Source organism: Streptomyces sp. NPDC057002, assembly GCF_042673825.1.
Lineage (GTDB): Bacteria > Actinomycetota > Actinomycetes > Streptomycetales > Streptomycetaceae > Streptomyces.
In genome coordinates, this window is the sequence record NZ_JBHURZ010000008.1 from 40,290 (window position 1) to 53,804 (window position 13,515).

Here is a 13,515-nt window from a genome sequence, read left to right on the forward strand (position 1 = left end):
GGGAGGCGGCCCGGCACAAACTGTGCCGGGCCGCCTCGAACCGCGTATGACTAGGAGATTCTCACCGGGTTAACGACGTCCGCGATCAGGACGAGGATCGTGAAGCAGATGAAGATCCCCGCGACCACGTAGGCGACCGGCATGAGCTTCGCCACGTCGAAGGGGCCCGGGTCCGGCCGGCGCAGCACCTTGGCGGTGTTGCGGCGCAGCGCCTCCCAGAGCGCGCCCGCGACATGGCCGCCGTCGAGCGGCAGCAGCGGGAGCATGTTGAACAGGAACAGGGAGAGGTTGAAGCCGGCGACCAGCATGAGGGCCATGGCCAGTTGCTGGGTCGGCGGGATGTCCAGGGTGAAGATCTCGCCGCCGACGCGGGCCGCGCCGACCACGCCCATCGGGGAGTCGGCCTCACGGGGCGCGCCGTCGAAGGCCGCGTTCCACAGCGCCGGGATCTTGCCGGGGAGGGCGGCGAGGGAGTCGACGGCGTCGCCGATCCGGTCTCCCATCCAGCTCACGGACTCGCCGAAGTCCTGCTTGACCACGCCGGTGGCCGCGCTGAAGCCGAGGAAGCCGGCCTGGACGTACTGGCCCTCGACGATCTGCCCGCTCGAGTCCTTCTTGGCGACCTGGTTGGTGGCGATCTTCGCCTGCAGGGTGACGTCCTGGCCCTTGCGGTCGACGACGATCGGCACCTCCTGGCCGGGGGTGGCGCGGATGAGGTCGGACAGCTTGTTCCAGTCTTCGGTGCGCACGCCGTTGAAGGAGACGATCTTGTCGCCCGCCTTCAGGCCGGCGGCGGCGGCCGGGCTGGCCGGGTCGCCCTTCTCGCACTTGTCGCGGTTCTCGCTCTGGGCGATGACGCACTGGGAGACGGAGCTGACGGTGTTCGTCTGCTGGGTGATGCCGAAGCCCATCAGGATGGCGAGGAACAGCGCCACCGCGAGGACCAGGTTCATGAAGGGGCCCGCGAACATCACGATCACGCGCTTCCAGGGCTTGCGCGTGTAGAACAGGCGGTTCTCGTCGCCGGGCCTGAGCTCCTCGTAGGCGGCGGTGCGGGCGTCCTCGATCATGCCGCGCCAGGGGGAGGTGGAGCGCGCCGTCAGCCGGCCGTCGGGGCCGGGCGGGAACATGCCGATCATGCGGATGTAGCCGCCGAACGGGATGGCCTTGATCCCGTACTCGGTCTCGCCCTTCTTGCGGGACCAGATGGTCGGGCCGAAGCCGACCATGTACTGCGGCACGCGGATGCCGAACAGCTTGGCGGTCGACAGGTGCCCCAGCTCGTGCCACGCGATCGAGAACAGCAGGCCGACCACGAACAGAACTATGCCGAGGATGAACATCAGGGTCGTCATGCACGGGCCTCCGCCGTCTGTGCCGCCAGTTCCCGGGCCCGGGTCCGCGCCCAGGTCTCCGCTTCGAGGACGTCCGACACGGTGAGCGAGGTTCCCGTACGCGGGGTGCCGTGCTCCTCGACGACCCGGGTGACGGTCTCCATGATGCCGTTGAAGGGCAGCCCGCCCTGGCGGAACGCCTCCACGCACTCCTCGTTGGCCGCATTGAACACCGCGGGGGCGGTGCCCGCGAGCTCGCCGACGTGCCGGGCGAGGTTCACCGAGGGGAAGGCCTCGTTGTCGAGCGGGAAGAACTCCCAGGTCGAGGCCTTGCTCCAGTCGAAGGTGGGGGCGGCGTCGGGGACGCGCTCGGGCCAGCCGATGCCGATGGCGATGGGCCCGCGCATGTCGGGCGGGGTCGCCTGGGCCAGTGTCGATCCATCCGTGAACTCAACCATCGAGTGGACATACGACTGCGGATGCACGACGACCTCAATGCGGTCGAAGGGAATGTCGTAGAGGAGGTGCGCCTCGATGACCTCCAGGCCCTTGTTGACGAGGGTCGCGGAGTTGATCGTGATGACCGGGCCCATCGCCCAGGTGGGGTGTGCGAGGGCGTCCTCGACGGTGACGTTCGCCAGCTGTTCCTTGGTGCGGCCGCGGAAGGGGCCTCCGGAGGCCGTGACGACCAGCTTGCGGACGTCGGCGCGGGTGCCGGCGGCCAGGGCCTGGAAGAGGGCCGCGTGCTCGGAGTCGACCGGGATGATCTGGCCGGGCTTGGCGAGGGCCTTGACCAGCGGGCCGCCCACGATGAGCGACTCCTTGTTGGCCAGCGCGAGGGTGCGGCCCGCCTCCAGGGCGGCCAGGGTCGGGGCGAGGCCGATGGAGCCGGTGATGCCGTTGAGGACGGTGTGGCAGTCGGCTGCCGCCAGGCGGGTGGCCGCGTCCGGGCCGGCGAGGATCTCGGGGAGCGGCTCGCCCGTGCCGTACTGCGCGGAGAGCGCCTCGCGCAGGGCCGGTACGACGTCCTCGCGCGCGACCGCGACCGTGGGCACCCGCAGCCGGTACGCCTGCTCGGCGAGAAGGGCGACCCGGCCGCCGTTGGCGGACAGGCCGGTGACCCGGAAGCGGTCGGGGTTGCGCAGCACGAGGTCGATGGCCTGGGTGCCGATGGACCCGGTGGAGCCGAGGATCACCACGTCCTTCGGGCCGTCGCCCGCGACAGGGTCGTAGACGAGGTGCGGGTCGGCCAGGGCACGGGGCGCAAGCCCCGTCGTCCGCCCGGAGGGCGGGCCCTGCGGCGTCAGGTCCGTGCTCTCGGCGTGCCGGGCGTCGTCCCCTGTACTGGACGTACCGGGGGTGGCGCCCGGCGCGGCGAGAGTGCGTGCATGGCGTCGCGGGGCAGACGGGGCTTGCGGCCCGTGCCCTGAGGGGGCTGGACTGTCGCTCATTCCTCCATTGTTGCCGTAAGGGCGGCGGGTGAGGACAGCGCATCCCCCTCCCAGGGGCGCGCGCCACAACAGCTCGCGCCCCTGGGAGGGCCGGGTTTACCGGATCGGGCGGTGCAGGTTCTCCCGCTGGGAGGCTCCCGGGGTCGCGTCCGCGATCCAGGGGCCGTCGCCCGACGGGTCGACGATGCCCTGCTCCAGCCACTCGTACGTGCCGGACAGCACGCCCTTGGCGACCTTGCGGTCGAGGTCGTCGGTGTTGGTCCACAGGCGGTTGAAGAGCTCCTCGACGCGGATCCTGGCCTGGCGGCAGAAGACGTCGGCGAGCTGGTAGGCCTCACGGCCGTGGTCGCCCTGGCCGCGCAGGAGTTCGGCGCGTACGCAGGCCGCGCTCATGGCGAACAGTTCGGCGCCGATGTCGACGATCCGGCCGAGGAAGCCCTGCTTGGACTCCATCCGGCCCTGCCAGCGGGACATGGCGTAGAAGGTGGAACGGGCGAGTTTGCGGGACGTGCGCTCGACATAGCGCAGATGCCCGGAGAGGTCCACGCCGTGTTTGAAGTCGCCGTAGGACATGGGGAGCTGGCCCGGACCCGCGACGAGCTTGGGGAGCCACTTGGCGTAGAAGGCGCCCGCGTTGGCGCCGGCCTTCGCCTTGTCGCCCAGGGACTTCTCCGGGTCGATGAGGTCGCCGGCGACCGAGAGGTGGGCGTCGACGGCCTCGCGGGCGATCAGCAGGTGCATGATCTCCGTGGAGCCCTCGAAGATGCGGTTGATGCGCAGGTCGCGCAGGAGCTGTTCGGCGGGGACGCCGCGCTCGCCGCGGGCCCGGAGGGACTCGGCCGTCTCGAAGCCGCGTCCGCCGCGGATCTGGACGAGTTCGTCGGCCATCGTCCAGGCCATCTCGGAGGCGTACAGCTTGGCGAGGGCGCCTTCGATGCGGATGTCGTTGCGGTCCTCGTCGGCCATCTGCGAGGCCAGGTCCGTCACGGCCTCCAGGGCGAAGGTGGTGGCCGCGATGAAGGAGATCTTGGAGCCGACCGCCTCGTGGTGCGCGACGGGCTTGCCCCACTGCTCGCGGACCGCCGACCACTCCCGGGCGATCTTCAGGCACCACTTGCCGGCCGCGACACAGGAGGCCGGCAGGGAGAGCCGCCCGGTGTTGAGCGTGGTCAGGGCGATCTTCAGGCCCTGGCCCTCCTCGCCGACGCGGTTGGCGGCGGGGACCCGGACCTGGTGGAAGCGGGTGACGCCGTTCTCGATGCCGCGCAGGCCCATGAAGGCGTTGCGGTTCTCCACGGTGACGCCCGGCGAGTTCGTCTCCACGACGAAGGCGGTGATGCCGCCCTTGTGGCCCTCGCTCCTCGGCACCCGGGCCATGACGACCAGCAGGTCGGCGACGACGCCGTTGGTGGTCCACAGCTTCACGCCGTCGAGGACGTAGTCGTCGCCCTCGGGCACCGCGGTGGTGGCGAGGCGGGCCGGGTCGGAGCCGACGTCGGGTTCGGTGAGCAGGAAGGCGCTGATGTCGGTGCGGGCGCAGCGCGGCAGGAAGCGTTCGCGCTGCTCCTGCGTGCCGAACAGCTTCAGGGGCTGCGGCACGCCGATCGACTGGTGCGCGGAGAGCAGCACGCCGATCGCGGGGCTGGCGGAGCCGGCCAGGGTGAGGGCCTTGTTGTAGTACACCTGCGTGAGGCCGAGCCCGCCGTACTTGGTGTCGATCTTCATGCCGAAGGCGCCGAGCTCCTTCAGGCCGTCGATCACCTCGTCGGGGATCCTGGCGTCGCGCTCGATGACGGCCGGGTCCACCTTCGTCTCGACGAAGTCGCGGAGCTTGGCGAGGAACTCCTCGCCGCGCTGGGCCGCCTCGTCGCCGGGGAGCGGGTGGGGGTGGATGAGGTCGAGCCGGAAGCGGCCGAGGAACAGCTCCTTGGCGAAGCTGGGCTTGCGCCAGTGCTGTTCCCGGGCGGCCTCCGCCACCTCGCGGGCCTCCCGCTCGGTGACGGCGGGACGGGAAGAGGGAGTGGAAGCGGACATGAGGGGCACCTCGCCGCAACTAGGGTAATTGAGGACTGTACGTTACCGACCAGTGCTACTGGATCGTTGGTACCCGAAACCGGACGCTCCCACCAGTCCTCGCGCGTCCGTTCAGCCGAAGGCCCGGCTCTGCCGCACGCCTGAGGGCGGTGGTGCGCCGGAGCGCCTTCCGGGAGACTGCCCCCCTCCCCACACCCGCCCCGGAAATCGGTATCGAAGCGCTTCGACAACCTATGGACACGTACTCCTGCTGGAGCTACTGTCGAACCACCCTCACCCACCCATATCAGCAATGCGCATTGTCGAAGCGCTTCACAAAGCTTGGAGAGCTGGATGGTCACCCTCGCCGAGGTCGCCCAGCACGCCGGAGTCTCGGCGAGCACGGTGAGCTATGTCCTCAGCGGCAAGCGGTCCATCTCCGTCAGCACCCGGCAGCGGGTCGAGCGGAGCATCCGCGAGCTCGGGTACCACCCGAACGCCGGGGCCCGCGCCCTGGCCAGCAGCAAGTCGAACATCATCGCGCTGATGATCCCGCTGCGCACGGACATGTACGTGCCCGTGATGATGGAGATCGCCATCGCGGTGGCGACCTCCGCCCGCACGCACGGGTACGACGTGCTGCTGCTCACCGGTGAGGAGGGCCCCGACGCGGTGCGCCGCGTCGCCGGGAGCGGGCTCGCCGACGGAATGATCCTGATGGACGTCGAGCTCGACGACGAGCGGCTGCCGTTGCTGCGCGCGACGGACCAGCCGTCCGTGCTCATCGGTCTGCCCGCCGACACCTCCGGTCTGACCTGCGTCGATCTGGACTTCCGGGCGACGGGCGCCCTGTGTGTGGAGCACCTGGCGAAGCAGGGGCACCAGGACATCGCCGTCATCGGCGAGGCCCCGGCCGTCTACGAGCGGCACACGGGCTTCGCCGAACGCACCCTCGACGGGCTCAGGTCGCGTTCCCGGGAGCTGGGAGTGCGGCTGCTGCACCGGCCGTGCGAGGGCGGTTACGACGCGATGGCCGTGACCCTCGCCCGGATCCTCGACGAGCGCCCGGACACCTCCGGGATCATCGTGCAGAACGAGTCGGCGGTCGAGCCGCTGCTCGCCCTGCTGCGGCAGCAGGGCCGGGCCGTGCCGGAGGACGTGTCGGTGGTCGCGATCTGCCCCGACCAGGTCGCGACACAGGCATCCGTGCGGCTCACCTCGGTCGCCATCCCCGCGCAGGAGATGGGCCGGCACGCGGTGGAACACCTGGTCGCCAAGCTGGAAGGGCGCGGCAGCGACGAGGTCGTGCTGATCGCGCCCGAGCTGACGGTACGGACGAGCACGGGGCCGGCGCCGGCCCGGCCGTAGTCACTCCCCGCCCTTGAACAGCGCCCCTTCCAGGGCACCCCCATGTCTGCTTCCGCACAGGAGCCCGCCTCGTGAATCAGCCTGCTGAAACCCAGCCCCAGGTGAGCCTGGCGCAGTCCTCCCCCACCGTCGGTACGTTCCGCGAGCGGGACGGCGCGCTGGAGTGGAGCGGCCGCCAGGAGACCGTACGGATCGAGCCGTGGGGTCCGGACGCGGTCCGGGTGCGTGCCCGGCTGGGCGGCCCGGTCCTCGAGGGGCTCCCTGGCGCCCTGCTCGACGAGGCTCCCGCGACGCCGTCCACGGTGAAGATCGAGGACGGCCGGGGACAGCTGACGGTCGGCGCGCTCACCGTCGAGGTGAACGCCGAGGGCCTGGTCCGCTTCCTGCGGACGGAGGACTCCGCCGAGCTGCTCGCCGAGGACCGCGCGCACTTCTGGTGGCCCGGCTCCCGCCTCTACACGGCCGTGGGCAACGGCCACCACCGTCTGGAGCAGCGCTTCGCCGCCTACGACGACGAGAAGCTGTTCGGCCTCGGCCAGCACCAGCACGGGCGGCTCGACCAGAAGGGCCTGGTGCTGGACCTGGTCCAGCGCAACGCCGAGGTCGGTATCCCGGTGCTCACCTCCAGCCGGGGCTACACGCTGCTGTGGAACAACCCGGCGATCGGCCGTGTGGAGCTGGCGCACAACGGCACCCGATGGGTCGCCGACTCGGCACGGCAGATCGACTACTGGATCACGGCGGGCGACCCGTCCGGCGCCCAGAGCCGCTACAGCGCGGTGACCGGCCGGACGCCGATGCTGCCGGAGTGGGCGGCGGGCTTCTGGCAGTGCAAGCTGCGCTACCGCACGCAGGACGAACTCATGGCGGTGGCGAGGGAGTACAAGCGGCGCGGACTGCCCGTCTCCGCGATCGTCTGCGACTTCTTCCACTGGACGCACCTCGGCGACTGGAAGTTCGACCCTAAGGAGTGGCCGGACCCGGGGGCGATGGTGCGCGAGCTGGACGAGCTCGGCATCAAGCTCGTGGTGAGCGTCTGGCCGTCGGTGTCGCCGCTGAGCGAGAACCACGCGGTCATGGAGCAGCGCGGGTACTTCATCGGCACCCAGTACGGCCCGATGGCGCACGCCGACTGGCCCGACAAGGAGGTCGCCTCCACGGTCCAGGTGGCCTTCTACGACGCCACCAACCCGGACGCCCGGGAGTTCGTGTGGTCGAAGGTGAAGGAGAACTACCTCGACCCGTACGGCATCACGGCGTTCTGGCTGGACGCCTGCGAGCCGGAGCTGAAGCCGGGCTTCCAGGAGAACCTGCGCTACTGGGCGGGCCCGGGCCTGGAGGTCGGCAACGCCTACCCGGCCGAGAACGCCCGGACCTTCCACGAGGGCCTGCTCGCGACCGGCGAGGAGGAGATCGTCACCCTCAACCGCTCGGCGTGGGCGGGCAGTCAGCGCTACGGCGCCGCCCTGTGGTCGGGTGACATCGGCACGGACTTCCCGACCCTGCGCCGCCAGATCGCGGCCGGCCTCAACACGGCCCTGTCGGGCATCCCGTGGTGGAACACCGACATCGGCGGCTTCCACGGGGGCGACCCCGACGATCCGGCGTACCGGGAGGTGATGGTGCGCTGGTTCCAGTTCGGCGCGCTGTCCCCGCTGATGCGGCTGCACGGCTTCCGCGACCCGGGCATGCCGCTGGGCCCGGAGATGACGGGCGGCCCGAACGAGGTGTGGTCGTACGGCGAGGAGGCCGGGGCCGTCCTGGAGAAGTACCTGCGGCTGCGTGAGCGTCTGAAGCCGTATGTGCTGGACGTGATGCGCGCGGCCCACGAGGAGGGGCTGCCCGTCATGCGGCCGCTGTTCCTGGAGTTCCCCGACGACCAGGCCGCCTGGTCGGTGGACGACTCCTACCTCTTCGGCCCGGATCTGCTGGTCGCCCCGGTGCTGACCGCCGGCGCCACCGCCCGTACGGCGTATCTGCCGGCGGGGGCCGTCTGGACGGACGCGTGGACGGGCGATACGTACGAGGGCGGCCGGGCCGTGACGGTCGACGCCCCGCTGGACCGCATCCCGCTCTTTCTGCGGGACGGGGCACGGCTGCCGGTAGCGGAGTAGCCGTGTCGCGAGGGGTGGGAGCCGGGGCCGACCGCCCTTGACGGTGGTCGGCCCCGGCCCCCGGTCCGGCGTCAGCTGCTGCTGACGGTCATGCTGTTGGTGCGGAAGTCCAGGCCGCCGGACGACGAGGTGATCTCGTAGCCGAACTGGACGTCACCGATGGTCTCGTTGCCCATCCAGCCCTTGGTGTCCTTGATCCACTTCAGGATCGGCAGGATGTTCACCGTGCCGGAGCTGGAGTTGGAGGTGCGGATGAACGAGAACACCTCGTTGGCGCCGTTGGTGCCCTTGAAGACGTTCCAGGAGTGGCCGCCGAGGCTGACGCTGCCCTGCGAGGTGCCGATCGGGCCGACGGCTCCGGTCTTGTTGACCCAGAGCATGATCTCGTAGTCGTGGTCGGTGTCCCAGATGTCGTACGACGTGTTGTACGCGCCGGACGACGGGACGCTGACGTTGTAGCTGCTGGAGAGCGAACCCAGCGAGGTGATGGACTTGTTGATCGCCTTCGTCTGGTTCGGGTAGGACTTGATGCCACCGGTGTTGGGGTGGTTGGCGTTGACGCCCCAGTTGGTGCCGGAGTTGGCCCAGATGCACTGGGCGCCGGCGCCGCCGCCCCAGATGTTGTTGTAGAGCGTGTAGCCGTTCAGGTTCGTGTTGCCCCACTGGTCGCAGGAGTTCCAGACGGCGGCCGAGGCGGGGGCGGAGGCCAGGGCGACGGTCGCGCCGAGGGCCAGGGCCGGGGCGAGCAGGGCCTTGCTGACCCTGCTCAAGGTGCGTGATGCCATGGTGTCCCTTCCATGGGGTGGGGGGATGAGGGAACTACCACGACCTCAAGGTGAGGACGTGGTCTTCTCCGGCGACCAGGTGGAGGGATTCTGTGCCGGTGGAAGTCCGCAGTTCGAGGACGGGGGCGGAGGCGGTCATGGCCGGAGCACCGCCGCCTCGTAGCGGGCGAGGGTGACCCGGTCGGTGACGGCCGTGCCGGTCAGCAGGTCGTGGTGGGTGCCGGGGACCTCGACGGTCACCGGCTCGCGGCCGTGGTTGAGCACGAACAGCAGCTCGCCCCGGCGCACGGCCTCGACCTGCCCGGGAAGGCCGTCGAGCACGGGCCGGACGCCCGCGCCGTCGGCGATCCGGGCCAGCAGGTCGCGCAGCGACTCCGGCTCCGGGAGGGTGGAGAGGTACCAGGCGCGGTCCTTGCGCAGCACGGCGGGCATGCCGTCCAGTTCGCCGCCCTTGTAGAGGGTGGTGTGGTCGGGCTCGGCGGGCTCGATCTCCTCGGACCACAGCGTGCCCAGGAAGTCCTCGCAGGCGACGGTCTCCCCCTCGTCCAGCGGCCACCACTCGTGCAGCGTGCGGATGCCGAACAGCTCCCGCAGCCGGGCGTCCATGCCGCCGGGGCGCACCCGGTCGTCCTCGTCGGCGACGCCGGTCAGGAAGCCGCAGACGAGGGTGCCGCCGCCGCGGGCGTAGGCGAGGAGGTTGCCGATCGCCGCGTCGGTGAGCGCGTACAGCTGGGGCACGACGACCATCGAGTACGGCGTCAGATCGTGCTCGGGGTGGGCGAAGTCGGTGGTGAGGTGGGCCTGCCAGAGGGCCTTGTGCCAGGCGCGCAGCACGTCCGGGTAGTCCACCCGGGAGGACAGGCGTCCGTCCTGGGCGCCTGCCCACCAGGCGTTCCAGTCGTGCAGGACGGCGACGTTCGCGGTGATGTGCCGGCCGGTCACCTCGGGGGCGATCCTCGCCAGGTCCGCTCCGAGCCGCTTGACCTCCTGGTATGTACGGCCCTCCTCCCCGGCGTGGCTGACCATGCCGGAGTGGAACTTCTCCGCGCCCTGCCGGGACTGCCGCCACTGGAAGTAGCAGACGGCGTCGGCGCCCCGGGCCACGGCCTGGAGTGACCACAGCCGGTTGAGGCCCCGGGGCTTCGGGTGGTTCACACCCCGCCAGTTGACCGGCCCGGCCGCCTGTTCCATGAGCATCCACGGCCCGCGCGCCTGGGAACGGGTCATGTCCTGCACCAGGGCCCCGTTCTGGGCGCCGAGGGGATCGCGCGGGTCGGGATAGAGGTCGACGGAGACGACGTCCTCCTCCCCCGCCCAGCGCCAGGCGTCCTGGCCGAACCACAGCGGCATGAAGTTGCTGGTGACCGGAAGGTGCGGGGTGTGGCGCCGGACGATGTCGCGCTCGGCGACGTAACACTCCAGGAGCATGTCGGAGGTGAAACGCCGGAAGTCCAGGACCTGGCCGGGATTGCGCATGTAGTGGGGCAGACGGGGCGGCAGTATGCCGTCCCAGGTGTCGTAGCCCTGGCTCCAGAAGGCGGTGCCCCAGGCCTCGTTGAGGGCGTCGAGCGTGCCGTACTTCTCGCGCAGCCAGCGCCGGAAGGAGGCGGCGGCCTGGTCGCCGTAGTCGAAGGTGCAGTACTCGTTGTTGATGTGCCACATCGTCAGAGCCGGGTGGCCGCCGTAGCGGGCGGCCAGACCCTCGGTGATCGCGGCGGCGTAGCGCCGGTAGGTGGCGCTGGAGTGCGAGAAGTGCTGGCGGCCGCCCCACCACTCGGTGCGGCCGTCCTCGGTGACGGGCAGGGTGTCGGGGTGCAGCCGGCCCATCCAGGGCGGGGGCGAGGAGGTGGGGGTGGCGAGGACGACCCCGATGCCGTTCTCGTGCATGAGGTCCATCAGCGTGTCCAGCCAGCCGAACTCCCGTGCCCCGGGCGCCGGTTCCAGCTTCGACCAGGAGAACACGCCGAGGGTGACGGAGTTGACGCCGGCGCCCTTCATCAGCCGGACGTCCTCGTGCCAGGTCTCCTGAGGCCACTGCTCCGGGTTGTAGTCGCCGCCGAAGAGGAGCCGGCCCCGGGTGGCGTCGCTCAGGGCAGGCCCTTGTCGCTCGGACATCAGGCGGGCTCCCCGTACTGCACGCCGCGTCCGTTGGTGGCGATGTAGACCCGGCCGTGGATGCGCGGGTCGCCGGCGATGGTCGCGCCGATCCAGCCCCACTGGTGCCAGTCGTCGTTGATCCGGGTCCAGGTCTTCGCCTCGTCGTCGGAGCGGTGGACGGCGGTGATGCTCTCGGTGGAGCCGACCAGGTAGAGGGCCGGGTAGGAGGCGCCCTCGGCGGCCTTGCCGAAGCCGAGGGTGTACGAGGCCCAGCAGGTGGCGACCTTGGTGAAGGTGGCGCCGCCGTCGGTGGAGCGGTACAGCCCGTTCCACTTCAGGCTCAGCCAGAGGTCGCCCGAGCGGCCCGGCGCCACGGCCAGCTGGAACTCGCTGTCGCCCGAGGTCAGGCCGGTGGCCCGCGCGGTGAAGGTCCTGCCGCCGTCGGTGCTGGCGTGGAGCGTCCCGGTCGTGGTGTCGAAGGCGTAGAAGCGCGTCGCGTCGACCGGGTCCGCGACCGGGACGGCGCCCTTCGGGAAGGAGGCGACCTCGAACCAGGTGACGCCGTTGTCCGCCGAGCGGAATCCCGGATGGGCCGTGCCGAAGGACCACAGCAGCACGCTGCCGTCGGCGTTGGTGGCGATCGGCCCCGGCGCCGACTTGGCCATGGGCGGCTGGGCCTTGAAGGGTGCCCAGGTCTTGCCGCCGTCGTTCGACCAGGCGCCGTTGCCGTTGTCTCCCCATCCCGCTCGCACGACGTACGACGACTTGGCCGCGGCCAGCGCGAGTCCCGTCGCCGTGCCGAACACCGGGTTGGACGCCATGCCGCGGGAGGGGGAGGCGGTGAGCCGCTCGTGGTACATCACGCCGATGTCCCCGGACCCGCTGATCAGATGCGCCTCTCCGGCCGGAGGGGAGATCAGCTGGCGTATGGACGCCTCCTCGAGGCCCCGGATCCGCGGGGCCCAGTGCTTGAGGTCGCGGGTGCCGTAGAGGGTCGCGCCGGTGCCGTAGACGATGTGCTCGGAGTCGTACGGGTCGACGGCGAGGGCCTGGATCCACCAGCCGAACTTGGGCTTGCCGGCGCCCCACTCGAGGTACGGCGTCTCGGACACGTCCAGGACGGCCTTGTCCTTCAGGGACTTCCAGGTGCGGCCGCCGTCGGTGGTCCGGTACAGGGTGTCGACCAGCGCCCAGCGGTTGTTGGTGGAGACGACGACGGTGCCGGGCCTGCGGGCGTCGACGGCGGCACCGCCGTACCCGAAGGAGTCGGTCCCCCCGTCCTCCGTCGCCCCGCCGGGCTTCACCGGCGTGACCTCGCTCCACTTCCCGTCCGTCGTCCGCAGCTTGTGCACGCTTCCGTCGGACTGGCCGTTGGGGCCGGGGGCGTTGGCGTACGTCACGTACAGCTCGCGGGTGTGCCGGTCGTACGCCGCCCGGATCGGCACCCTGGCGGCGATGCCGGCCGGCTGCTTCGGGACGGCCTCCCAGGTCGTGCCGTCGGACGTGCGGTACAGGTTGGGCTTTCCGGCCGTGCCGTCGGAATCGCCCCAGCCGGCGTAGACCGTACGGCCCGCCGCGACCAGGAGGGTGACGCCCTGGCCGGTGGCGCTCGGCGTGGCCGGGAAGCTCACGGCCTTCCAGGTGGCGCCCCGGTCGGTCGACTTGAGCAGTCCGTCGTGCCGGGTGCCGAGCCACAGGGTGTCGCTGTCGCGCGGGTCGACGAGCAGCCGCTCCCCGCCCCCACGCCCGTCCTCGTTCGCCCCCAGCTTCACGGTGAGGTCGGTGCGCTGCCAGGTGGCCCCACGGTCCTCCGATCGCAGCACGGCCCCGTTGCCGGCCCAGGACTGCGCGTACGTACCGAGGGCGAGATACAGCCGGTTCGGGTGTGCCGGGTCGACGGCCATGGCCTCCACGCCGAGCAGGTTCCAGTCGTCCCAGCCGATGTGGTCGGTCAGCGGGACCCACCGGTCGGTCCGGTCGTCCCAGCGGTAGGCGCCCCCGATGTCGGTACGGGCGTAGGCGAGTCCCCGGACCGAGGGGTGGAACAGCACACCGGTGACGAACCCGGTGCCGCCCTGGACCGCATTGCGCCAGCGGTACCCGGTCCCCGCCGGAGCGGCGGCCCGCGCGCTGCCCTGGGCGACCGGAAGGGCGGCGACAGCGGCGGTGGCGGCGGTCCCGGCGAGCACAGACCGTCTGCTGAGGTGGAATGTGGGCATGACGTACCTCGGTCCTTACACGACAGGGAGGGGTGGATGCCCCTTCTCGGGGGCGCGGGGAACTGCGCGAACAACCACGACGCAGCCGCAGACAACGAACAACCGACAGCCCTACGGCGAGAATTCACTCAAGG

The 13,515-nt window shown here is 70.9% G+C and carries 8 protein-coding genes; 2 read left to right on the forward strand and 6 right to left on the reverse strand.

Annotation, left to right across the window (positions count from 1 at the left end):
- Positions 1-50: 50 nt before the first annotated feature.
- From ACFT32_RS33425 to ACFT32_RS33435, 3 genes are all read right to left on the reverse strand, one after another.
- Positions 51-1,343, reverse strand: a complete 1,293-nt coding sequence (locus tag ACFT32_RS33425; protein WP_382497402.1) for a M50 family metallopeptidase — start codon at positions 1,341-1,343, stop codon at positions 51-53.
- An 8-nt stretch (positions 1,344-1,351) separates the two neighbouring features.
- Positions 1,352-2,533, reverse strand: a complete 1,182-nt coding sequence (gene dxr, locus ACFT32_RS33430) for a 1-deoxy-D-xylulose-5-phosphate reductoisomerase (RefSeq protein WP_382497404.1) — start codon at positions 2,531-2,533, stop codon at positions 1,352-1,354.
- 348 nt (positions 2,534-2,881) lie between these two features.
- A complete protein-coding gene (locus ACFT32_RS33435) occupies positions 2,882-4,819 on the reverse strand; it encodes an acyl-CoA dehydrogenase family protein (RefSeq protein ID WP_382496762.1) in 1,938 nt (645 codons plus the stop codon).
- A gap of 333 nt (positions 4,820-5,152) precedes the next feature.
- Between ACFT32_RS33435 and ACFT32_RS33440 the strand changes: the two genes are divergently transcribed.
- Positions 5,153-6,166: a LacI family DNA-binding transcriptional regulator gene (locus tag ACFT32_RS33440; RefSeq protein WP_382496763.1), complete on the forward strand. Its 1,014-nt coding sequence runs from the start codon at positions 5,153-5,155 to the stop codon at positions 6,164-6,166.
- A gap of 71 nt (positions 6,167-6,237) precedes the next feature.
- Positions 6,238-8,280 (forward strand): TIM-barrel domain-containing protein, encoded by a 2,043-nt coding sequence (locus ACFT32_RS33445; RefSeq protein ID WP_382496765.1) that lies wholly within the window; start codon positions 6,238-6,240, stop codon positions 8,278-8,280.
- Between the two features lie 71 nt (positions 8,281-8,351).
- On the opposite strand, the gene ACFT32_RS33450 is transcribed toward ACFT32_RS33445, so the two are convergent.
- From ACFT32_RS33450 to ACFT32_RS33460, 3 genes are all read right to left on the reverse strand, one after another.
- The gene (locus ACFT32_RS33450; RefSeq protein ID WP_382496766.1) at positions 8,352-9,065 is read right to left on the reverse strand and encodes a hypothetical protein; all 714 of its coding nucleotides are present in this window, start codon (positions 9,063-9,065) and stop codon (positions 8,352-8,354) included.
- A gap of 135 nt (positions 9,066-9,200) precedes the next feature.
- Complete coding sequence (locus ACFT32_RS33455) at positions 9,201-11,180, reverse strand: beta-galactosidase (RefSeq protein WP_382496768.1); 1,980 nt, start codon at positions 11,178-11,180, stop codon at positions 9,201-9,203.
- A complete protein-coding gene (locus ACFT32_RS33460; protein ID WP_382496770.1) occupies positions 11,180-13,381 on the reverse strand; it encodes a 1,4-beta-glucanase in 2,202 nt (733 codons plus the stop codon). The genes ACFT32_RS33455 and ACFT32_RS33460 overlap by 1 nt, the downstream gene beginning before the upstream one ends.
- Positions 13,382-13,515: the final 134 nt, after the last annotated feature.

Bases quoted from the DNA above. Each gene is read 5' to 3' on its own strand.
- ACFT32_RS33460 (WP_382496770.1), bottom strand. From the start codon at position 13,381: ATGCCCACATTCCACCTCAGCAGACGGTCTGTGCTCGCCGGGACCGCC.
- ACFT32_RS33440 (WP_382496763.1), top strand. From the start codon at position 5,153: ATGGTCACCCTCGCCGAGGTCGCCCAGCACGCCGGAGTCTCGGCGAGC.
- ACFT32_RS33455 (WP_382496768.1), bottom strand. From the start codon at position 11,180: ATGTCCGAGCGACAAGGGCCTGCCCTGAGCGACGCCACCCGGGGCCGG.
- ACFT32_RS33450 (WP_382496766.1), bottom strand. From the start codon at position 9,065: ATGGCATCACGCACCTTGAGCAGGGTCAGCAAGGCCCTGCTCGCCCCG.
- ACFT32_RS33435 (WP_382496762.1), bottom strand. From the start codon at position 4,819: ATGTCCGCTTCCACTCCCTCTTCCCGTCCCGCCGTCACCGAGCGGGAG.
- ACFT32_RS33425 (WP_382497402.1), bottom strand. From the start codon at position 1,343: ATGTTCATCCTCGGCATAGTTCTGTTCGTGGTCGGCCTGCTGTTCTCG.